This window comes from Micromonospora sp. NBC_00421 (assembly GCF_036017915.1).
In the GTDB taxonomy this organism is placed as follows: domain Bacteria; phylum Actinomycetota; class Actinomycetes; order Mycobacteriales; family Micromonosporaceae; genus Micromonospora.
The window spans coordinates 4,990,048-5,010,107 of sequence record NZ_CP107929.1 but is presented as its reverse complement, the minus strand read 5'-3'; the positions used below and the strand labels follow the sequence as shown (position 1 = coordinate 5,010,107).

The 20,060-nt window shown below is 74.5% G+C and carries 21 protein-coding genes and 1 tRNA gene; 13 read left to right on the top strand and 9 right to left on the bottom strand.

Going from position 1 to position 20,060, the window contains the following annotated elements; translation table 11 throughout:
* Window positions 1-102 precede the first annotated feature (102 nt).
* The 5 genes from OHQ87_RS21070 to OHQ87_RS21050 all read left to right on the top strand — a co-directional run bounded on the left by OHQ87_RS21070 (window position 103) and on the right by OHQ87_RS21050 (window position 4,564).
* Complete coding sequence (locus tag OHQ87_RS21070; RefSeq protein WP_328340366.1) at window positions 103-789, top strand: SigE family RNA polymerase sigma factor; 687 nt, start codon at window positions 103-105, stop codon at window positions 787-789.
* Window positions 786-2,033 carry a hypothetical protein gene (locus OHQ87_RS21065; protein ID WP_328340364.1) on the top strand — a complete coding sequence of 416 codons (1,248 nt, stop codon included), beginning with the start codon at window positions 786-788 and terminating at the stop codon, window positions 2,031-2,033. The genes OHQ87_RS21070 and OHQ87_RS21065 overlap by 4 nt, the downstream gene beginning before the upstream one ends.
* Window positions 2,034-2,080: 47 nt before the next feature.
* Window positions 2,081-2,947 carry a PHP domain-containing protein gene (locus OHQ87_RS21060; RefSeq protein WP_328340362.1) on the top strand — a complete coding sequence of 289 codons (867 nt, stop codon included), beginning with the start codon at window positions 2,081-2,083 and terminating at the stop codon, window positions 2,945-2,947.
* Window positions 2,948-2,987: 40 nt separating this feature from the next.
* Window positions 2,988-3,602: a MarC family protein gene (locus OHQ87_RS21055; RefSeq protein WP_328340360.1), complete on the top strand. Its 615-nt coding sequence runs from the start codon at window positions 2,988-2,990 to the stop codon at window positions 3,600-3,602.
* Between the two features lie 125 nt (window positions 3,603-3,727).
* Complete coding sequence (locus OHQ87_RS21050; RefSeq protein WP_442930848.1) at window positions 3,728-4,564, top strand: RecB family exonuclease; 837 nt, start codon at window positions 3,728-3,730, stop codon at window positions 4,562-4,564.
* Window positions 4,565-4,653: 89 nt separating this feature from the next.
* Here OHQ87_RS21050 and OHQ87_RS21045 read toward each other — a convergent pair whose 3' ends face one another.
* The gene (locus tag OHQ87_RS21045; protein ID WP_328340356.1) at window positions 4,654-5,505 is read right to left on the bottom strand and encodes an oxygenase MpaB family protein; all 852 of its coding nucleotides are present in this window, start codon (window positions 5,503-5,505) and stop codon (window positions 4,654-4,656) included.
* A 245-nt stretch (window positions 5,506-5,750) separates the two neighbouring features.
* Here OHQ87_RS21045 and OHQ87_RS21040 point away from each other — a divergent pair, with 245 nt between their 5' ends.
* Window positions 5,751-6,233, top strand: a complete 483-nt coding sequence (locus tag OHQ87_RS21040; RefSeq protein ID WP_328348939.1) for a DUF2231 domain-containing protein — start codon at window positions 5,751-5,753, stop codon at window positions 6,231-6,233.
* A 128-nt stretch (window positions 6,234-6,361) separates the two neighbouring features.
* Here OHQ87_RS21040 and OHQ87_RS21035 read toward each other — a convergent pair whose 3' ends face one another.
* A complete protein-coding gene (locus OHQ87_RS21035) occupies window positions 6,362-6,730 on the bottom strand; it encodes a hypothetical protein (protein WP_328340354.1) in 369 nt (122 codons plus the stop codon).
* 96 nt (window positions 6,731-6,826) lie between these two features.
* Here OHQ87_RS21035 and OHQ87_RS21030 point away from each other — a divergent pair, with 96 nt between their 5' ends.
* Window positions 6,827-7,009: a hypothetical protein gene (locus OHQ87_RS21030; RefSeq protein ID WP_442930582.1), complete on the top strand. Its 183-nt coding sequence runs from the start codon at window positions 6,827-6,829 to the stop codon at window positions 7,007-7,009.
* A gap of 121 nt (window positions 7,010-7,130) precedes the next feature.
* On the opposite strand, the gene OHQ87_RS21025 is transcribed toward OHQ87_RS21030, so the two are convergent.
* From OHQ87_RS21025 to OHQ87_RS21015, 3 genes are all read right to left on the bottom strand, one after another.
* Window positions 7,131-7,790, bottom strand: coding sequence for a flagellar biosynthesis protein FlgA (locus OHQ87_RS21025; RefSeq protein WP_328340351.1), 660 nt, complete (start codon window positions 7,788-7,790; stop codon window positions 7,131-7,133).
* A gap of 347 nt (window positions 7,791-8,137) precedes the next feature.
* Window positions 8,138-8,554: an FmdB family zinc ribbon protein gene (locus OHQ87_RS21020; RefSeq protein WP_328340349.1), complete on the bottom strand. Its 417-nt coding sequence runs from the start codon at window positions 8,552-8,554 to the stop codon at window positions 8,138-8,140.
* A gap of 208 nt (window positions 8,555-8,762) precedes the next feature.
* Window positions 8,763-9,398 (bottom strand): 5-formyltetrahydrofolate cyclo-ligase, encoded by a 636-nt coding sequence (locus OHQ87_RS21015; RefSeq protein ID WP_328340347.1) that lies wholly within the window; start codon window positions 9,396-9,398, stop codon window positions 8,763-8,765.
* Window positions 9,399-9,483: 85 nt separating this feature from the next.
* Here OHQ87_RS21015 and OHQ87_RS21010 point away from each other — a divergent pair, with 85 nt between their 5' ends.
* The 6 genes from OHQ87_RS21010 to OHQ87_RS20985 all read left to right on the top strand — a co-directional run bounded on the left by OHQ87_RS21010 (window position 9,484) and on the right by OHQ87_RS20985 (window position 16,088).
* Window positions 9,484-11,766 (top strand): sensor domain-containing diguanylate cyclase, encoded by a 2,283-nt coding sequence (locus tag OHQ87_RS21010; protein ID WP_328340345.1) that lies wholly within the window; start codon window positions 9,484-9,486, stop codon window positions 11,764-11,766.
* Window positions 11,767-11,775: 9 nt separating this feature from the next.
* On the top strand, window positions 11,776-12,777 hold the full coding sequence (locus OHQ87_RS21005) for a UTP--glucose-1-phosphate uridylyltransferase (RefSeq protein WP_328340343.1): 1,002 nt from the start codon (window positions 11,776-11,778) through the stop codon (window positions 12,775-12,777).
* Entirely contained in the window at window positions 12,774-14,066 is a 1,293-nt protein-coding gene (locus tag OHQ87_RS21000) for a molybdopterin molybdotransferase MoeA (RefSeq protein ID WP_088647610.1), read from the top strand. Before OHQ87_RS21005 ends, OHQ87_RS21000 begins: the two co-directional genes overlap by 4 nt.
* Window positions 14,067-14,157: 91 nt before the next feature.
* Window positions 14,158-14,760 carry a GNAT family N-acetyltransferase gene (locus tag OHQ87_RS20995; protein ID WP_442930847.1) on the top strand — a complete coding sequence of 201 codons (603 nt, stop codon included), beginning with the start codon at window positions 14,158-14,160 and terminating at the stop codon, window positions 14,758-14,760.
* A gap of 179 nt (window positions 14,761-14,939) precedes the next feature.
* Entirely contained in the window at window positions 14,940-15,788 is an 849-nt protein-coding gene (sepX, locus tag OHQ87_RS20990; RefSeq protein WP_328340336.1) for a divisome protein SepX/GlpR, read from the top strand.
* Window positions 15,789-16,014: 226 nt separating this feature from the next.
* Window positions 16,015-16,088 (top strand) — tRNA-Ala (locus tag OHQ87_RS20985).
* A 154-nt stretch (window positions 16,089-16,242) separates the two neighbouring features.
* Here the strand turns inward: OHQ87_RS20985 and OHQ87_RS20980 are convergent.
* The 4 genes from OHQ87_RS20980 to OHQ87_RS20965 form a co-directional block, all read right to left on the bottom strand.
* On the bottom strand, window positions 16,243-17,148 hold the full coding sequence (locus tag OHQ87_RS20980) for a S1 family peptidase (protein ID WP_328340334.1): 906 nt from the start codon (window positions 17,146-17,148) through the stop codon (window positions 16,243-16,245).
* Window positions 17,149-17,318: 170 nt separating this feature from the next.
* Window positions 17,319-18,329, bottom strand: coding sequence for a DUF4352 domain-containing protein (locus OHQ87_RS20975; protein ID WP_328340332.1), 1,011 nt, complete (start codon window positions 18,327-18,329; stop codon window positions 17,319-17,321).
* A gap of 63 nt (window positions 18,330-18,392) precedes the next feature.
* Window positions 18,393-19,049 carry a 4'-phosphopantetheinyl transferase family protein gene (locus OHQ87_RS20970; RefSeq protein ID WP_328340330.1) on the bottom strand — a complete coding sequence of 219 codons (657 nt, stop codon included), beginning with the start codon at window positions 19,047-19,049 and terminating at the stop codon, window positions 18,393-18,395.
* 231 nt (window positions 19,050-19,280) lie between these two features.
* Complete coding sequence (locus tag OHQ87_RS20965) at window positions 19,281-20,060, bottom strand: peptidase (protein WP_328348938.1); 780 nt, start codon at window positions 20,058-20,060, stop codon at window positions 19,281-19,283.

The window sequence follows — 20,060 nt, the reverse complement described above, 5'->3', positions numbered from 1 at the left end:
GGTTTTCGTCCGTCCGTCGGGCGAACTACACACCTTTCGCCGTCGACCGGGTGCCGCCCGGCATGGCAGCCTGCCTGGCAGGACGGGGTGCGGAGGTGAGCGGTGGTCGACCGGGATCCGCTGGAGGACGAGTTCCGCGACTTCGTCGCGGCGCGCTCCGGTGCCCTGCTGCGCACCGCGTACCTGCTCGCCGGGGACTGGGCCACCGCCGAGGACCTGCTCCAGACCGCGCTGACCAAGACGTACCTGGCCTGGCGACGGCTGGGTGGGATCGAGGCGGTCGAGCCGTACGCCCGGCGGGTGCTGGTCAACACGTCCACCAGTTGGTGGCGGCGACGGTGGCACGGTGAGCGCCCCACCGAGGTGCTGCCCGAACGGGCCGGCGTGGACGAGATCGCCCAGCACCTCGACCGGGACGCGCTCTGGCAGCACCTGCGGGCGTTGCCCGCCCGACAGCGCGCGGTGCTGGTGCTGCGCTACTACGAGGATCTGTCGGAAGCCCAGACGGCGGCCCTGCTGGAGATCTCGCCCGGCACGGTGAAGAGCCAGACGTCCCGTGCCCTGGCCACCCTGCGCCGCAGGCTCGGGGCCGAGGCACAGCTCGACCTTACGACCGATCCCGTCCCCCGCCCGGTCGAGCCGGCACCGCTCCCGGCGGATGCCGGCCCCCGTCCGGTGGTGGCGTCCGCCCGTCCGGTGCGTACCCCCCGACCGGCCTCGCCCGGCCTGGTCACCGACCGGGCCCGGACACCGACGCGGGCCACACCGGTCGCCGCGGAGACCCGATGAACTCCCCGTCACCCCGGCCGGGCAACCAGACCGGCCGCCCCGAGCGTCCATTCGCCGTGACGCACGACGAGCGGCTGGAGCGGGCCCTGCGGGAGACCCTCTCCCAGCGGGTCGCCGTACCGCACCGGCTACCGGTAGACCCGGCCGGGACGGCGCTGGGTCGGGCCCGGCGGATGCGCCGACGGCGTACGGTCGCCGGGTTCGCGCTGGCCGGCGTCGTGACGGCCCTGGCCACCGGTGGGATGACCCAGCTCGGCGGGCAGGCGGAGCGGCCCACCACCCCGACCGTGGTGCTCGGCGACCCGAGCAGGGTGGCCACCCGGTCCGCCGACCCGGTCGCGCCCGTCCCACCAGACGAACCGACCGACGGCGAGGTCGAGCTGATCATGGCCGGTGTCCTGGTCACCGCCACCGGTCAGCGGTACGACCTGGGCGTCGGGCCGGTCGACCGCGCGCAACGGCTGCCCGATCGTGGTGGCTGGCTGCTGACCGGGGCGGTCACCGCTGCCGGCCGTACCCTCTGGATGGTGCCCGCGGGCGGTGAACCGCGGGCGCTGCTCGCCGGGGCGGAGGAGATCGTCCTGTCGCCGGATGGTCGGCAGGTGGCCTGGCGCGACGAAGGCCGGGTCTTCGCGGCCGGGATCGTCGCCGGTCAGCTCCTCGCGACGGTGGCCGAGCCGGCTCCCGCCGGTGTGGTCCCGGTCCGGTTCGTCGGCAGCCAGGTCGTGCTCCGGGCCGGTTCCCAGGGCGGTCACCTGCTGTGGCGGCCGTCCCCGGGCACGCCGCCCGGCACCGTCGCACCGGACGTCCTCGACGTCTACGGGAGCAGGGCGGACGGCCGGCTGGTCGCCCGGGTGCGCGTCGGCACCCGGAGCTGCCTGGCCCTGCTCGGCCCCGACCTGAGCCCGGGCAGCACCCGCTGCGAGCCGACGCCCGCCGCCGACGGTCGGGGCGCCGTCTCCCCCGACGGGCGGTGGCTGCTGGTCAACGGTCGACTCGCCGGATCGGACGGCGCGATCCTGGTCGACCTGACCGGCACCGCCGCGCCCCAGCGGACCGCCGGACCGGTGATCGGCGACGAGGTGGCCTGGACGGACACCCGCCACGCGGCGTACGTCGACCGGGACGGCACCCTGGCCCGGCTACGCGCCGACGACGTGCTGGCGGGGGAGCGGGCTGTCTCTACCCCGGTTGCCGGGGCCAACGCCGACGTCCGACCGGTAGTGGTGGCAGGCCCGGGGTGACCTCGCGCTGACCGGCGGCGGCTGACCCGCCCGGTAGCGTCGGGACCATGCCCGCGCGCCCGATGATCGACCTGCACGCCCACTCCACCGCCAGCGACGGCACGCTCGGCCCGGCCGAACTGGTCCGGGCCGCCGCCGAGGCCGGGTTGGCCGTCGTGGCGATCACCGACCACGACACCACCGCCGGGTGGGGGCCGGCGGTCGACGCGTTGCCGCCCGGGTTGAGCCTGGTCCGGGGCGCGGAGATCTCCTGCCGCTGGCACGGCGTCGCACCGGCCGTCCCGCTGCACCTGCTGGCGTACCTGTTCGACCCGGCGCACCCAGGGCTGGTCGCCGAGCTGGCCCGGGTACGGCAGGCCCGGGAGGTACGCGGCGAACGGATCGTGGCGCTGCTGCGGGCCGACGGCGTCGACGTCAGCTGGTCGGAGATCATGGCCGCCGCCGACGGTGGGACGGTCGGCCGCCCGCACATCGCCGCCGCGCTGATCCGGGCGGGTCTGGTCGCCACCACCACCGAGGCGTTCGGCCGGGACTGGCTGGGCGAGCGGTACCGGCTGCCCAAGGAGGACATCGACGTGTTCCGGGCCGTCGCCCTGGTCCGGGCGGCCGGGGGCGTACCGGTCTTCGCCCACCCCCGGGCCAGCCGGCGGGGGCGGATCGTCCCGGACGAGCTGATCGCCGAGTTGGCCGGGGTGGGGTTGGCCGGGTTGGAGGCCGACCACGAGGACCACACGCCCGCCGAGGCGGCCCACGTCCGACGGCTCGCCACCGAACTGGGTCTGCTGGTCACCGGCTCGTCGGACTTCCACGGCAGCCACAAGACCGTCCGGCTGGGCGCGCACACCACCGCGCCGGAGGCGTACGAGCGGATCGTCGCGGCGTCCTCGGGGGTGACCGGCGTCGCTTCCGGCTGATCCGCGTTCGGCCTGACAGCGGCACCGCTACCCTCGTCCGGTGGATCTCAAGCTCTTCGGCGAGGTCTTCGTGACCCTGCTGGTCATCGTCGACCCGCCGGGCATGATGCCGATCTTCCTCGCCCTGACCGGCCCGCTGGCGGCCCGTGACCGGAACCGGGCCGCCTGGCAGGCGGTCGCGCTGGCGCTCGGCGTCATAGTGGTCTTCGCCGTCGCCGGCCAGACCCTCCTCGCCTACCTGCACGTCGACCTGCCGGCGTTGCAGGCCGCCGGCGGGCTGCTGCTGATCCTGGTCGCGCTGGAACTGCTCACCGGCAAGGCCGACGACCCCAGCCAGCAGGTCACCTCCAACATCGCCCTGGTGCCGCTGGGCACCCCGCTGCTGGCCGGCCCCGGCGCGATCGTGGCGACCATGCTCTTCGTGCAGCAGGCCGACGGGGTGGGACAGGTGTCCGCGATCGCCGCCGCGATCGTCGCGGTGATGCTGGCGGTCTGGATCGTGCTGCGGTTCTCCGGCGGGATCGTGAAGATCCTCCGGCCGGGCGGCATCGAGGTGCTGACCCGGATCGCCGGCCTGCTGCTGGCCGCCATCGCGGTGCAGCTCATCGCCGACGCGGTGGCCGCCTTCGTCACCCAGTACGTGAACATGAGCTGAGCCACCGTCGTGCCGGTGCCGGGCTGTCGTACCGGGCTGGCAGGATCACGGGTGTGCGACGAGCCTCCTCCGCCGGTGCCCCCCGGCCCCGCTCCGGCCAGTCCGAACAGCTCGGCTTCGCCGGCATGCCCGAACGGCTCTTCACCTGCACACCCAGCAAGCTCGGGGCGTACGCCGACTGCCCCCGGCGCTACCGCTACGCCTATCTGGACCGGCCCGCCCCGCCGAAGGGGCCGCCGTGGGCGCACAACTCGCTCGGCGCCAGCGTGCACACCGCCCTGAAGAACTGGTATGCGCTGCCCGCCGACCGGCGTCGTCCCGAGGCGCTGCCCGCCCTGCTCAAGGGCACCTGGGTTCGGGAGGGCTACCGCGACGACGAGCAGGAACGGGCGGCCTACCAGCGGGCGCTGGGCTGGCTGGAGGGGTACGTCTCGACCCTCGACCCCGGCGACGACCCGTTGGGCGTGGAACGGGTGGTCGCCGTCAAGACCGCCGTGCTGGCCTTCAACGGGCGGGCCGACCGGATCGACTCCCGCCCCGGCCCGGACGGCCCCGAGCTTGTCATCGTCGACTACAAGACAGGCCGCACCGGGCTGGACGCCGACGACGCGCGCGGCTCGCAGGCGCTGGCCCTCTACGCGTACGCGGCCGAGCGGACGTTCCGTCGGCCGTGCCGCCGGGTCGAGCTGCACCACCTGCCGACCGGCACCGTCGCCGGGCACGACCACAGCGTCGAGTCGCTGACCCGCCAGCTCACCCGGGCCGAGGACACCGCCCGGGACATCATGGCCGCCGAGCGGTCGGTCACCGACGGCGTCGACCCGGACGAGGCGTTCCCCACCGTGGCCGGGCCGCGCTGCGGCTGGTGCGACTACCGGCGCACCTGCCCGGTGGGCGCGCAGACGCCCGGCCGGGAACCGTGGTCGGCGATCGACCGCCCCACCACCCCGGCGGCCGACTGACGCCGGTTCCGGTGCCGCTGTCGAGCCGGGTCGAGCCCACGGTGCGGGGGCGGTGCGGGGTACCGGGCCGGGGCGGGGAGTTGCCCGGTTCAGGCGGCGGTGAGGCGGGCGGCGCGCTCCTTCGCCGCCTGCTGGATCGGGTCCTCCCGCCAGGTGCGGGGCAGCGCCGACAGGGCCAGCCGCAGCGCCCGTACGCTCAGATCCGCGGAGAGTGCGGTGGTGGGCAGCCCCAGACCGCCGTACAGCCGGAGCGCCCACGGCGGCAGCAACCCGAGCGCGGTGCCGGCCACCCCGAAGTACGCCCAGCGCGGTGGCCCGAGGCTCAGCCCGAGCCGGGCCGGTCGGCTGAGCTTCCACGGGATCGGCGGTGCGGTCAGGAACAAAGCGGTCTCCGCCGCCGCCTTCGTCATCCGCAGTTCGGGCCGGACCGCCCGGTAGTAGTCGGCCACCTCGGCGGCGCTGCCGGGCACCTCGGCCGGATCCAGCCCGACCAGTGCGGCGGCCCGCCGCTGCTCCGTGTAGTACTGGTCCACCTCGGCCCCGGTCAGCGACAGACCGGCCCGTCGGGCGGTACCGACGAACGACTCGGCCCCGGTGACGTGCACCCAGCGCAGCAGGTCCGGCTCGTCGATCCGGAACTGTTCCCCGGTGAACGGGTCGGTGGCGCGTAACCGGGCGTGCAGGGCCCGCAACCTCCGACCGGCCGTCTCGGCCTCGGCGGTGGTGCCGTAGGCGACCGTCCCGATGTACGTGCCGGTGCGGGTAAGCCGGCCCCAGGCGTCCGACCGGAAGTTGCTGTTCTGGGCCACCCCGGCCATCGCCCGGGGGTGCAGGGCCTGCAGGTAGAGGGAACGCAGGCCGGCGACGATCAGGATCGGTTCGTCGTGCACCTTCCAGGTGACCGAACCGGGACCGAAGAGGCCGAGATCGTCGCTGTCCACCCGTCAACAGTGCCACGCCGGACGGCGTACCGCCCGGTGCCGGGATACTCCACTGCGGGCCGGCGGGCCGGCGGGCCGGCGGGCCGGCGGGCCGGCGGGCCGGCGGGGCTGCGGGGCTGCGGGGTCGGGACGACGCCGGGTGAACCGGGGCGCTCGCGACCACGTGTACGCGGATGGGGGACATCGCGCCGACCGGCCCGTCGTACGCTGTCTGCCGCAACCGCATTCCACTGCCGGAGGTGTCGGTGTTCAAAGAGATCAACGGTCTGCCAGGTCACGTCCTGGTGGTCCATGCCGTGGTGGTCTTCGTACCGCTGCTCGCCCTGCTGGCCAGCGCGTACGGGTTGATGCCGCGCTGGCGGCCCCGCCTCGACTGGGCGGTGGCCATCCTGGCCGTGGTCACCCCGGTCCTCGCCTGGGTGGCGACCGAGTCGGGGGAGGCGTTCGAGGAGGCGCTGGAGGAGAAGGGCTACTCACCCGAACTGCTTGCCAAGATCCACGAGCATTCCGAGTTCGGCGACATTCTGCTCTGGTTCACCCTCGGGCTGGCCGTGGCGGCGCTGCTGTTGCTGGCGGTGACCAGCGACCGGGTGCGTACCCCGGACCTGCCCACCTGGGCGATCTGGGTACTGACCGCGATCGTCGTGGTGCTGGCGGTGCTCACCACCATCTCCGCCTATCTCACCGGGGACAGCGGCGCCGCCTCGGTGTGGAGCAACACGTTCTGACCGGTCACCCCGGGCGGTAGGCCGACCACGGCCGGCCGCGCACCACCGCCGCTCGGGCGAGGGTGCGCGGCCGGCCGGTCCGCAGGTGGGCGTCCGGCGGGTGTCCAGGCGGGGGTGGCTGGCGGTGGTCAGCGCAGCGCGCGGGAGCAGAGCAGGCAGAGCAGCACCAGCAACACGACGCCTACCACTGCGCCGACGCTCCAGGTGACCCGCTGCGCCCGTTGCTCCGCCGTGTCCATCGCCGCCATGTCCTGACCGGGCAGGGCGCGGGCCGGTGTCGCCTCCAGGTGTACCGGTGGACGCCAGCCCGGCGGCGGCGGCATGGTCGGCGGCGGCCCGGTGTAACCCCCCGCCGCAGGCCACCCCGATCCGGCTTCGGCTTTCGGCTCGGCTGCGTTCGTCGGGGGCGTCGGCTCGGTGGGTGCGGGGGTGGGTTGCTGCGCGGGCGGGCGTCGCCAGTAGTCGTCCTCGGGGCTGGCACCGCTGGGCGTCGTCACGCCGTCCGACGCTACCAACCAGGCCCGCGGAACGGGTCGACCCGCCATTCCGCAGGATGGTCGATCGGGCCGGTCCTCCGGGTAGTCTTGCCGGTTGTGATCACCGAGGACCCGGCCGGGCGCGGCGTGCCCGGCGACGACGACCGCGCGGTCGACCTCAGCGACGACTTCGTGGTGTTGCCCGAGCAGACCGCCGACGACACCGACTTCGGCTGGGGTGAGCGCCGTGGTGGCAACGACGACTGGTTGCTCGCCGAGCGTCCTCCGCACTGGGACTGAGCGTCGCCGGCCATCGTGCGGGCCCGCACGATCAATATCGTCCTGACGTGGGGCCGGCGGGATCCACTTCCGGTGGCGCACCCGGGCGGGTGCGATACCGCTGTGTCGACACGTGAGTGGCTCAGCCCCGGACCACGACGCTGAACCGGCTGCCCTCCGGCTGGCCGACGGAGCGCTGCGCCTGATCGGGCCGGACCGCCAGGTAGAGCGCGGACGAGCCGTCGGCGGCACCTCCACCCACCACGTCGAGCACCAGCGCGTCGGCCGCCAGCAGGATGGTCTCACCGGCCGTCCGACCACCCGGCACCACGAGCAGGTCGACCCGCGCGCCGGGGCGGAGGACCGCGAGGGCGGCCGGTTCGGCCAGACGTACCGGCACCCCCACGAAGCCTCTCGGCAGCGGCAGCGCGGCCGGGGTGTCCCCGTCGGCGGACCGGCTCCCGTCCGCCCCACCGGGGACAACGGTCCCGCCGGTACCCGGGGTGGGTGCGATGCGAGCGTGGCCGGGTTGGCTCGCGGCGGCAGCCCCGTCCGTCGCCCCGGTCGGCGGAGCGGGACATCCGCCCGGGTCGGTCGTCGGGGTGGAGGAGCCTGCGGCGGCGAGGGAGACGGTGGGTGGTGCAGCGCTGGTGGGACAGCCGGTCGGGGTGTCCAGGACGAGCACCGCCAATCCGAGCAGGGCGGCCACCAGTGCCGCCCGCAGCAGGGCTCCCCCGCCGGGGCGGCGCGGCCAACGGAACGGCCGCAGCGAGCCCTCACCATCCATGCCACCGGCCGTCATGACCACACCTCCGCCGCTCACCGGGCGCCCTGCCGGCATCCCGCTTCAGCAGGCTAGGCGCGGGACCACCAACCCACGAGCCGTCGTCCGCAGCCTGTGGACAACAAACGAACCTGTGGAAAACCCCCCACCCCCCCACCCCCCGCTCCCGTCCCCCACCCAGACGGAGCTACGAGCCGGGAGTGATCAAGAGATTTAGGTCACCAGAAGGCCGATTCTTGACCGAAACCTCTTGATCAACGCTGAGGGAGGGGAGGAGGGGGAGGGAGGAGGGGGAGGGAGGGAGGGGGAGGGTGTCGAACGTTCCTGCGGCCCGGGGGCGGCAGGGACGTCGGGGGTGTGCGGGGTCAGGCGGGAGTGCTGGCGGTGGGGGATTTGGTCGAGCCGGAACCACCGCTCGTCGAAGTACCCGAACCCGATCCTGGGGCGGATCCCGAGCCTGAGGATCCCGAACCCGTGCCCGAGGAGGAGGACGAGCCCGAGGAAGACGTGCCCGAGGAGGACTTGCCCGAGCCCGAGGAGTCCGTGCCGGAACCGGAGGAGGTGCTCTCCGACTTCGCGGCGCCGCTCTTGCCCTCGGCGCCCGAGGCCCGGGAGTCGGTGCGATAGAAGCCGGAACCCTTGAACACGACACCGACCGAGTTGAAGACCTTGCGCAGCCGCCCCTCGCAGGCGGGGCACTCGGTCAGCGGCTCGTCGGAAAACGACTGCACCGCCTCGAGCTGGTGGCCGCACGCGGTGCAGGCGTACTGGTACGTGGGCACGTTCTCCTCCGGATCTGGCACGGCCGATTGGCACTCGGCGTATTCGAGTGCCAATGGTGCGTCATGCGACCCGGGTTCGTCCAGCGGACGGGGACGATCGTCACCCCCCGGCACCCCACACCCGGCGGAGCGGACGCGGGTGTCGGAGCACCGCCCCGCCGTCGGGAGAGCGGGCAGGAGGACCGCCGGTCGACGGAGGCGGGGGCGCTCAGGGTGTGGCGGAGGGGGTCGTAGTGAGTGGGCGCAGGCCGTCGGACGGGGTGAGGGCCGCCCGCACCGGCCGGTCGTGCGGCTGGGCGGGTAGCGAGGAAAGGAGCTCGCCGTCGTGCAGCAGCGCCACGGTCAGGGTGGTCGCCGGCACCCGGGCCAGGGCCCGGTCGTAGGAGCCGCCGCCCCGACCCAACCGCATCCCGCGTCGATCGACCGCCAGCGCGGGCACCACCACCAGGGTCGCCCCGGTGATCGCCGTCCGGCCCAGGCGGGGACCGTCCGGCTCGCGCATGCCCCGACCGGCGGCGACCAGGGTGCCCGGCCCGGCGTACGACGCCCAGTCCAGGTCGAGATCGTCGCAAAGCACCGGCAGCAGCAGTTCCGCCCCGGCCGGTAGCGCGGTGCGGAGCACCTCGGGCAGGTCGGGGCCGCCCGGTTCCGAGCCGACCGGCACGTACCCGGTCATCCTGGTCGGGCGCAGGCGGCGTACCAACTCGGTCAGCTCGGCCTGGACGCGCATCGCGGCGGTGGCCCGCTGCGGCGCGGTGAGCGCCCGGCGGTGGGCGAGCAACGCGGCGCGCGTCTCGCGTTTCGCCGCATGGACGACTTCCGCTTCGGCAGAAAAATCGGGCACGCAACACTCCTGACGCAACGCTGTCAAATCGGTCGCTCTGTGTCAGCATCGCAGGAACGGGCCTGGGACTTCCGGGGGGACAGCGTTGACGCTACGCGGGCGGTTGACGGCGGCCTTTCTCACGGTGGTGCTCGGCCCGGTGCTGCTCGGCGCTGCCTTCGTCGGCACCACGCTGTCGACGGTGGACCGCAGCCGGTCCACCGAACGGCTGGGCCTGGCCGCGTCCGCCGTCCGTACCTCGATCGACGCGCTCTGCCAGCAGTTGCGGGCCGCCGCCGACGCGGTCGCCCTGCGCTCCGACCCGGCCAGCCGGGCGGGCGCGGCCGGCCAGGTGGTCAGCCGGGGGTTGGCCGCCGCCGTGCTGGTCACCGACGGGACCGGCGGCATCGCGTACGCCACCCCGGGTGGACCCCCGCCACCCTGGCAGGACTGCGCGGGCGTCCCGGTCGGCGGACCGGTCCTGGCCCTCAGCGCCCGGGTGGACCTGCGGGATCCGGCCGGCACGCCGCTCGGCGCGGTGGCCGCCGCCGAGGTGGTCGACCCGGCGTTCGTGGCCCGGTTGGCCGCCGCGACCGGCGTCGCGGTCACCCTCCTCGACGACACCGCCGGCCCCGGCCGGATCACCCACACCACCGAAGCCGACGGGGTACGCGAGGCGGTGCTCGCCGCCGCCGGCACGGTGGACGGCGACCGGGTCAGCGCGACCCCCGGCGGCCGGTACGTCCGGCGGCTCGGGCCGACCCCCGGGCAGCCGCTGCCGCTGATCCTCTCGGTGGACGGAGAACAGCCGTCGGGTCTGCCGGTCGTGCTGGTCGGGGCGGTGCTGCTGGCCGCCGCGCTGGCCGTGCTGACCGCGTGGCGGCTGGCCCGGGTCACCACCCGGCCACTTGTGGAGTTGGCCGGGGCGGTGGACCGGGTGGCCCGGGGTGATCTGACCACCCGGGTGCCGGTGCGCAGCCGGGACGAGATCGGCCGGCTCGCCGCCGCGTTCAACCGGATGATCCGGGAGACCGCCGGGTACGTGACCGCGTTGACCAGCAGCCGGGACCAGCTGCGCGGCCATCTCGGGGTGCTCGGGGACACCCTGGCCAGCACCCACGACCTGCAACGCATCCTGCGGGTGATCCTGCACAGCGCGATAGCGGCGACCGGGGCGCGGGCCGGGGCGGTGCTGCTGCTCGACGACACCGGAATGCTCGTCGGGCAGTGCGCCGAAGGGCTGGCCGGGCGTTGCCCGCCGGGCACCGAGCCGGAGGAGTTGCGGGTGCCGGTCGGCGCGGGCGTGGTGGGCGCGGTCGCCGCCACCGGCGAGCCGCAGCGCGGTCGGCTCCCGGCCGGCCCGACGCCACCCGGCGAGCCGTGGTGCGAGACGTACGTGGCGGTGCCGTTCACCGTGCCCGGCGGGGACGCCGCCGGCCGGGCCCCGGCGGTCGGCGTGCTGGTCCTCTACGACCGGCCCGGCGCTGCCGAGTTCGACGACGACGACCTGGCCACCCTGCGGACCTTCGCCGGGCACGCCGCGGTGGCGGTGGAGAACGTCCGGGTGCACGAGGAGGCGCAGCGGTTGTCGCTGACCGACCCGTTGACCGGGCTGTGGAACTACCGCTACCTGCGCGAGTCGTTGCGTCGGGAGGTCGAGCGGGCCAGCCGGTTCGGCCGGATGCTCAGCATCCTCGTCCTCGACCTGGACCGCTTCAAGATCGTCAACGACAGCTACGGGCATGCCGCCGGGGACGCGGTGCTCGTCGAGTTCGCCCGCCGGGTCCGGGCCGAGATCCGTGAGGTGGACCTGGCCTTCCGGCAGGGTGGTGAGGAGTTCGTGGTGCTGCTGCCGGAGACCGACGCCCCGGGTGCGGCGACGGTCGCCGAGCGGCTGGGCGCGGCCGTGCGGGACACCCCGGTCGTGGTAACCGGCCATGCGGGCACCCCGACCACGATCACGGTGTCGGTCTCCATCGGCATCGCCGTCTATCCCGACCACGCCAGCACCGGCGCGGAGGTGCTGGACGCCGCCGACGAGGCGTTGTACGCGGCCAAGGGGGCCGGCCGCGACGGTTACCGGGTGGCGACCGCGCGGCCCCGACCGACGCCGGCAGCGGACGGTGCGGTCGAGGAGATCGCCGTACCGGCGGGGGCGACCAGCCCGGACGACGGCCTGCCCCGGGCCGGACCACCCGTCGAGCCGACCTGTGCCGACCAGCCACCCGCCCACCGGCCGCCGACCGATCGGGCTCCCGTCGACGACCTGCCGACCGACCTGCCGCCCGGCGAGCCGGCCGGTCGGCACGCCGTCGGCGCTCCCGGTGTGACGCAGCCGGGCGGCGCGTCTTGCGGTCCTCACCCGCCGCGGCAGAGCCGTGGCCGATAGTCTCGCGGCATGTCGGAGCACTCAGCGAACCCCTCAACGACCGCCGCGACCGGTCGCGCCCGTGCGGTCAAGGCCGTGATCCCGGCCGCCGGCCTCGCCACCCGGTTCCTGCCGGCCACGAAGGCGGTGCCCAAGGAGCTGCTGCCGGTGATCGACCGGCCGGTGCTCCAGTACATCGTCGAGGAGGCCGCCCAGGCCGGTATCGGTGACGTGCTGCTGATCACGGGTCGGGGCAAGACGTCGATGGTGGACCACTTCGACCGCCGCCCCGACCTGGAGGCCCGGCTGGAGGCCAAGGGTGACGCCGAGCGGCTGGCCGCGGTGAAGCGCCCCAGCGAACTGGCCGAGATCTACACCTGCCGGCAGCCGGAGCAGCTCGGTCTCGGCCACGCCGTCGGGTACGCCGAGTCGCACGTCGGCGACCAGCCCTTCGCGGTGCTCCTCGGCGACGAGTTCGTCAAGCCGTCCGAGCCGCTGCTGCCGGCCATGTTGGAGCTGCAGGCCCGCACCGGTGGCGTGGTGCTGGCGTTCTTCGAGGTCGACCCGGCCGAGACCAGGCGGTACGGGATCGCCTCGGTCGAGCCGGCCGAGGCCGAGCTGACCGACCTCGGCGAGGTCGTGAAGGTCACCGGCATGGTGGAGAAGCCCCAGCCGGAGGACGCCCCGAGCAACCTGGCCGTCCTCGGCAGGTACGTCCTGCCGGGGCGGATCTTCGACGCGATCCGGCGTACCGAGCCGGGAAGTGGCGGCGAGATCCAGCTGACCGATGCGATGGAGCTGCTGCGCGGCGAGGGCGTACCGGTGCACGCGATCGTCTACCGGGGCACCCGCTACGACACCGGCATGCCGCTGGGCTACCTCCAGACAGTCGTGCAGATCGCCGTCGAACGGGAGGACCTCGGTGCCGAGTTCCGGGCGTGGCTGACCGAGTTCGTCAACAACGGCGACCAGACGGTCACGGCGGCGGTCCTCGACGGGGTACGTGACGCGGCGGGCGGCTCCGGTACATGACCTCGACGGCCGACGCCGAGGCGGCCGCGAACGAGTTGACGCCGCTCGCCGACTACCTGGGCAGCGTGCTGCGCAGGTTACGCGCGCTGCCTCCGCTCGACCTCGACCTCACCCAGGCGTACGGCAACGTCCTCGCCTCGGACGTGGTCGCCCCGCACTCGTTCCCCGCCTTCGACCAGGCGGCGGTGGACGGGTACGCCGCGCGCTGGGAGGACCTCGTCGGTTACGGCCCGGTCCCCTCGCAGGGGCCGGGCCGCCCGGTCCGGCTCAACGTGGTCGGTGACCTCGGGGCGGCGAGCTGGCGTCCGGTGCGGCTCACCCCCGGTTCGTGCTTCTCGGTGGCGGCCGGTGCGCCGATGCCGATCGCCGCCGACGTGGTGGTGCCGGTGGAGTGGACCGATCAGGGCATGGCGGCGGTGGAGATCTTCCGCACCCCCAAGCGCGGGTACGGCGTCCGCCGCGCCGGTGAGGAGTTGCCCGCCGGCACCGTACTCGCCCGCGCCGGCACGTACGTCGCCCCGGCGCTGGTGGCCGTCTTCGCCGCCACCGGGATCGGGCACGTGGTGGTACGGCCCAGCCCCCGGGTGGTCATCGTGGCGACCGGGGACGAGCTGGTAGACGTGGGCCGGGGCAGCCAGCCCGGTCAGGTGGTGGACGCCAACTCGCACGCGTTGACCGCCGCCGCCGCCGAGGTGGGCGCGCTGGCGTACCGGGTGGGGATCTGCGACGACGACCCGGAGGGGCTGCGCGGCCTGCTGGAGGACCAGACCCTGCGGGCCGACCTGATCATCACCACCGGCGGCACCGGGACCGGCCCCGGCGACATGGTCAGGCGGATCCTGTCCCGCCGCGAGGGTGGCCGGGCCGGTCCGGTGACCTTCACCGACGTGGCGCTGTACCCCGGCACGGCGCTCGGGTTCGGTACCGTCGGCGCCGAGGAGGTGCCGGTGGTGTGTCTTCCCGGTGAGCCCGGTGCGGCGTTGATCGGCTTCGAGGTGCTGGCCCGGCCGGCGATCCAGCTGCTGGCCGGCGCGGAGCCGGTGTTCCGGCCGAGCGTACGGGCGCACCTGTTGGAGACCATCTCGTCCCCCGGTGGGCTGCGCGAGTTCCGGCCCGCGCACGTGGCCGAGCGGCGCGGCGGGGGCTACACGGTGCAGCCGCTCAGCGGTGGGCCGTACACCCTCTCCGGGCTGGCCGAGGCGAACGGCCTGATGGTGCTCGGTGAGCGGGTCACCACTGCGGCGGCCGGTTCCACCGTCGACGTGCTGCTCCTGGACCGGCGACGGTGAGCCGGGTCGGTGCGGTCGGCGTCCCGGTCGCAGACGGGAGGTCGGCGCGGTGAGCTGGTTCGGGCGGACGCCGGGGTGGCCGGTGGTGCTGATGGACGGTCCGGTGGTGCTGCGACCGTACCGGCGGTCCGACGCCACCGCCTGGTCCGCCGTACGCCGGGCGAACCGGGCGTGGCTGGCCCCCTGGGAGTCGCACCTGCCCGGCGGCTGGGACCAGGCCAACTCGCCCGCCGCGTTCCGTTACGTGCACGCCGACCAGCGGCGCTCCGCGCGTACCGGCGAGGGGATGCCGTTCGCGGTCTGCCTGCGCGAGGACGGGCAGGAGCGGCTGGTCGGGCACCTCAACGTGGGCAGCATCGTCCGCCGGGCGTTCTGCTCCGGATACGTGGGCTACTGGGTGGACTCCCGGGTGGCCGGTCGCGGGGTGATCCCCACCGCGATGGCGCTCGCCGTGGACCACGCGTTCGGTCCGGGCGGTCTGCACCGGGTAGAGGTGAACATCCGCCCGGAGAACAAGCCGTCCCGCCGGGTGGTGGAGAAGCTGGGCTTCCGCGAGGAGGCGTACCACGTGCGCTACATGCACATCGACGGGGCCTGGCGAGACCACATCGGATACGCGATGACCAGCGAGGAGGCGGCTGCCGACGGCGGTCTGCTGGCCCGCTGGCACCGGCAGCGCCACGACGTCGGGTGAGTCGTCCCACGGACGGGATTCGGCGCGGCGTGCCGGCATCCCCGGTCGGTGGCCCGTAACCTCAAGTAACTGCAAGCTGCGGCAAGCGCTGCCGGCCGCAGGATCTGCGCCGAGAGTGAGATTTCGGGAAAGATCTTGCTGCTTCTCGGCGGTTGCCCCGAATTTCGGTGACGGGAGGGGTGAGGGTGCCGACCTCGGTGCTCCTCGCCGTCCTCGCCGCCGCCGGTCTGCTCGCCCTCGCCCCGGCGCTGGTTCGTCGGTACGACGCCACCGAGCGGCTGGTGGCGGAGCGGGCGCAGTCGACGGCGCGGGTGCTCCAGCGCCGCCGGCGGCGTCGTACTGTCCCCGGTCGGCGACCCGTCAACCAGCCCAGGGCGCTCGTGGTCACGCTGACCGAGGACGCCGCCACCGGGGAACTCGGCGCACCGGTCTCCGCGCCACCGGCCTCCGCCCGTGGTGCCGCCCCGCCGGTCTCCGACCGCCAGGCTGCCCGGTCGGCCGCCTCCACCCGCCGGTCCGGTCGGCTGCGCGCCGTGCCGCCCGCCTCCCGGCAGGCCCGTCGCCGGCCGCCCCCGCGTCGGCACCACACCCCGGCCGTCTACCGGCGACGCCGGGTGCTCGCCGCGCTGCTGCTGCTCAACTTCGTCGAGTTGGTCGGCGTGATCCTGGTCAGCCCCGGGTTCTGGATCAGCTTCTCGGTCACCGCCACCCTGCTCGCCGTGTACGTCGTACACCTGCGACGACGGGCGCTGACCGAGCGCCGCCGGCGGCGGCTGCGGGCCCGGGAGGCGGCCTGGCTGGCCGTCCGGCAGGCCGAGGTGCGCCGCGAACAGGCCCGTCGGGCGGCGGCCCGTCGGGAGGCGCAGCATCGACTGGCCGCCCAGCGCGAGGCGGTACGCCGCACGGCGATGGGTCTCGACCGACCGACCGACCTGCCGGCGGCGGCCAGCGGGGGCGGCTCGGTGTCCTACCGCCGCTCCGGTGGCCTGCGCGGACGCCCCTACCAGTCCGGCCGCGACCCCCGCTGACCCCTCGCTTGCCCTCGGGGCGGGCTGCGCCCTTGATCGACTCATGTGGGCCGAAGCGGCGGTATCGGGGCGGGCCGGGTGGCGCTTCTTCGGCCCACCGGTGCGGCGCACCACCCGGCCCGTGCGGTGGGAGGGGTGATTCGCCCGGGGGGTGGGTGGGCTGTTAGTCTTGGCGCCGGCCCGCCCGGTGAAAGCCGGGTGGGACCGAAGCCGGCATGCCGGCGGAGGGGCTGTGGCGCAGTCTGGTAGCGCACCTCGTTCGCATCGAGGGGGTCTGGGGTTCGAATCCCCACAGCTCCACATAATCAAGGCCCTGACCAGCTTTCCTGCTGGTCAGGGCCTTGTCTTTCGGCTATGCGGTCACCAGCCCCCGCGTTCCGGCCCCCGGACGGGGTAAGGACGGCACCGCACCACCCGTGCCAGGGTCGGCCACGGGTCACGGTCGACGTGGTGTTCAGGGGAGGGTGAGGCCGTAGGCGGCGAGGATCTCGGCGATCGGCTGGTAGTAGGTGGTGCCACCGCTTGTGCAGTTGCCGCTGCCACCGGAGAGGATGCCGAGGATCAGCCCGGTCCCGGCGACGTAGAGCGGACCGCCGCTGTCGCCGGGCTCCGCGCAGATGTTGGTCCGGATCAGCCCGGACACGCTGCCCTCGGCATAGTTGACCGTCTGGTTGAGACCGGTCACCGTGCCGCACCGGACGCCGGTGGTGGAGCCGCTGCGGCAGACGGCCTGCCCGACGTACGCGGTGCCGACGCCGTTGACGGTGAGCAGGCCGGGATAGGTGTAGACGGCGCTCGGGTGGCTGACCGTCCCGGTGTAGCGCACCAGGCCGTAGTCGTTGGTGGGGAAACTGCTGCCGACGCGGCTGCCCAGCACGCTGCTCTGACCGCCGTCGGCGTACCAGGTCGTCGCGCCGGCGGTGCAGTGTCCGGCGGTGAGGAAGTAGTAGGTGCTGCCGCTGTGCACGTTCGCGCCCAGCGTGCAGCGGGCGCCCCCACCGTAGACGGCCTGCCCACCGGCGATGAGGATGCGCAACCGGCCGGGCTCGTGGCGCAGCTCCCCGCCGGCTCGGACGGCGGCGGCACGCAGTGCGCGTACCTGCTCGGGTGGGACGGTGTCGTCGACGGTGACCGTCAGCCGGCCGGTCGTCGGATCCGGGCCCCAGGTGGTGCCGACCGTCCGCACGTCCGGCAGTGCGGGCGCGGCGGCCGGTCCGGTGGCCCGGAGGTGCGCGGCCACTGGTTCGGTGGCGTTGGCGTGCACATCGGCCGGTGCGGGGGCGCCGGCGTGCGCGGCGGCCGGGGTCGCCGGCAGCAGGACGACGGCCAGGGTCAGGGCGGCGAGCGAGAGACGGCGCATCTCCCACCTCCAAGTCGATCGGTGAAGGTCGATGCATCAAGCATCCGCCGGTGCCGGCTCCGTTTCAAGGCCCGGCAGCGATCCCGGCCGGTGACCGGTTCGGGGTGGCGCAGCGGCGGGAACGGGCCGGCTCCCGCCAGGGGAACCGGCCCGTCACGGAACCAGGGAGGTCAGGGCTTCCAGGAGCCGGCCGCCTCGAACTTGTGCTGGTATTCGACCGCCCCCGACTTGTCGGCCACGTCGAACACCACCGCGCCGGAACGCTTGCTGCCGGCCCGGATGTTGCTGCCCGAGTCGAGCATGTCGCCGCCGCAGCCGGAGAGCGCGCCGGCCAGCCCGTTGACCGTGGTGCCGTCGTCCGCGACCCACTGGAAGTAGAACGGGTTGATCGACGCCGTGCCCTTGGTCACCGTGGCGGTGACGTCGGCGATCAGGTACATGCCCTTGTCCGGTGGCGGGGCGAACGAGCGGCAGCCCTTGGACGAGGTGGTGAAGCTCCGGACGGTGATCTCGATGGTCCCGTCGTCGTCGCTGATCACCAGCGTCTCGCCGGCCTTCAGGTTGAACGTCTCGTCGGTGGACGACGGTGCCGCCGAGGGTCGGTCGCCCGGCAGCGCCGGTGCCCTGGTGACGTCGGGGGTCGGCAACGAGCGCTCGAACTCCTCGGCCGCCTCGTCGGCCTTCTTGCCCCCGGCGACCACGGCGGCGACGATGCCACCACAGCAGAGCAGCAGCACCACGGCGACCACGATGCCGATGACGACCCAGACCTTCCGGCCGGACGAGGCGGCCGGCGGCGGCGGGAACGGATAACCGGGCCCACCCGGACCGCCGGGCGGCGGATATCCGGCACCGGAGACCGGGGGGTAGCCCGGGGCGGGCGGCGGGTATCCCGCGCCCGACATCGGCGTGAAGCCGGCACCGGAGACCGGCGGCGGCGCCGCCCCCGGCTCGTACGACGGGTAGGGCTGCGGGGCTCCGGAGCCCGGCGGCGGCGCGTACGGCGACGGCGGCGCGTACGGGTCGGAGTAGGACGGTTGCGGCGGCTCGGGGACCGGGGGCAGGGCGGCGGTCGGGTCGACCGGGTGCTGCTGGCCGGGTGCCGACGGGAACGGCTGCGCCGCCCCGAGGGGCGGCTGGTGGGGGTCCTGCGGCCCGTAAGGGGGTTGAGGCTGGCTCACCGTACTCCTCGCACGCGTTTCGACTGTCGTAACTCTTGGACGCTAGTGGGTGGCGGCAAGGGCTCAGCGCAGGGGCAGCACGGCGGCGGTGCGGACCAGGTCGCCCTCGACCACGAACCGGCCGGTGACCAGCGAGGGCGGGTCCGCCACGGTGGCTGCCGACACCCGCGCCTCGTTGATCCGGGCGGTGAAGACGCCGGTGTCCGGGTCGAGTTCGACGGTGGCGTCGAGGAAGTCCAACCAGGAGCCGACCACGGGGTGCCACACCTTGTAGATGGTCTCCTTGGCGCTGAACACCACCACCGGCCAGTTCACCCCGGCCGGCAGCCGGGCCAGCCGGTCCTCCTCCTCGGGGCGCAGGATCAGCCGGCGTACCCCAGGGTTGAGTTCCTTGTGCCGCTCGGCGTCCATGCCGACTGCGCGCAGGTCGGTGCGGCGGGCGACCGCGGCGGCACAGTAGCCACGGGTGTGGGTGATGGTGCCGACCAGCCCGACCGGCCAGACCGGTGCGCGGTTCGGCGCGGCCGGGACCGGCGTGGCCGGCAGGCCGAGGGCGGTCATCGCCCGCCGGGCGCAGACCCGGCCGGCGGTGAAGTCCCGCCGCCGGCTCTCCACCGCCCGCTCGCCCAGCCCGGCCCGTTCCGCCGGCAGCAGCTCACCCACCCAGTCGGCTGTCTCGGCCACCGCCACCGAGACCGCCGCCGGCAGCAGGTCACGCATCAACCCACCCCATTCCGGTACGACCACCGCCGGCCCCGCTCGGTGAGCGGAACACCGTCCATGGCTGGTGAACGTACCGCAACCGGACGACACCGGAGGGTCCCGTGCCGCCGGCGCGAGGGTGGTGGCTGCGTGGCGGCGGTGGGTGGGCACTCGCGCCGGGCTGTCCCGGGCGGGCGGTGGTGCCGGCGGGCGGTGGCCGCCCCGATCCCGGGACGGCCACCGCCGGGATCAGGGGCGGCGCGGGCGGCGGGTCAGCGCGAAGCCGACCACCCCGGCGACGGCGGCGAGCGCGCCGCCGACGGCGCTCCACGCCCAGCGCGAGCCGAGCGCGGGCAGCCAGTCGCCGTCGAACCAGTCGTCGTCGGACTCGGCGGGGGTCGCCGCCGGCTCGCCGGTCAGCACCGTGCCGGCCCTGGTGTTCGGCACCAGCGGCGCCTTCAGCTCGCCGTCGTCGCGCGAGCCCTCACCCTCGGCGGAGACCAGCAGTTCCACGTCGATCGGCTGCCCCAGGTCGGCCTCGGGGAGGTCGGTCACGGACAACCGGACGAAGTAGGTGCCGGGCAGCGGGTCGGCCGACCACGGCTCCGCCCAGGACCGCACCTGGCGCAGCGTGCAGCCCAGCGCCACGCTGCCCGCGGAGGCGGCAACCGTCGGGGTCTGTGCCCCGGCCGTGCACGCCTGCCGGCGGCGCAGGCCGTCGAAGACCTCCACCGTCCAGGTGGACGCCCCGGTGCGGGCCTTCGGCAGGGACACCGTCGCGGTGATCTCGTGGCGTTGCCCCGCCGAGGCCGGGAACGACCAGTACAGGAAGTCGCCGGTGGAGGCGTCCACCCGGACCGGTTGACCGGCCGCGATGCCGGTGGCGGTGAGGAAGGACGTCCCGGCCCGGGTGACCGGGGTGGCGCCGGGGGAGGGGGTGGGTGCGGCGGTGGCCGCAGCCGGGGCGGCGAGCAGGGTCAGCCCGGCGGCGGCCAGGGCCGCACCGGTCCGGATGATCGGGGTACGCAT

Bases quoted from the DNA above. Each gene is read 5' to 3' on its own strand.
- OHQ87_RS20995 (WP_442930847.1), top strand. From the start codon at position 14,158: ATGGACGGTCCGGTGGTGCTGCGACCGTACCGGCGGTCCGACGCCACC.
- OHQ87_RS20970 (WP_328340330.1), bottom strand. From the start codon at position 19,049: ATGCGTGACCTGCTGCCGGCGGCGGTCTCGGTGGCGGTGGCCGAGACA.
- OHQ87_RS21005 (WP_328340343.1), top strand. From the start codon at position 11,776: ATGTCGGAGCACTCAGCGAACCCCTCAACGACCGCCGCGACCGGTCGC.
- OHQ87_RS21065 (WP_328340364.1), top strand. From the start codon at position 786: ATGAACTCCCCGTCACCCCGGCCGGGCAACCAGACCGGCCGCCCCGAG.
- OHQ87_RS21050 (WP_442930848.1), top strand. From the start codon at position 3,728: ATGCCCGAACGGCTCTTCACCTGCACACCCAGCAAGCTCGGGGCGTAC.
- OHQ87_RS21025 (WP_328340351.1), bottom strand. From the start codon at position 7,790: ATGACGGCCGGTGGCATGGATGGTGAGGGCTCGCTGCGGCCGTTCCGT.
- OHQ87_RS21060 (WP_328340362.1), top strand. From the start codon at position 2,081: ATGCCCGCGCGCCCGATGATCGACCTGCACGCCCACTCCACCGCCAGC.
- OHQ87_RS20965 (WP_328348938.1), bottom strand. From the start codon at position 20,060: ATGCGTACCCCGATCATCCGGACCGGTGCGGCCCTGGCCGCCGCCGGG.
- OHQ87_RS20980 (WP_328340334.1), bottom strand. From the start codon at position 17,148: ATGCGCCGTCTCTCGCTCGCCGCCCTGACCCTGGCCGTCGTCCTGCTG.
- OHQ87_RS21000 (WP_088647610.1), top strand. From the start codon at position 12,774: ATGACCTCGACGGCCGACGCCGAGGCGGCCGCGAACGAGTTGACGCCG.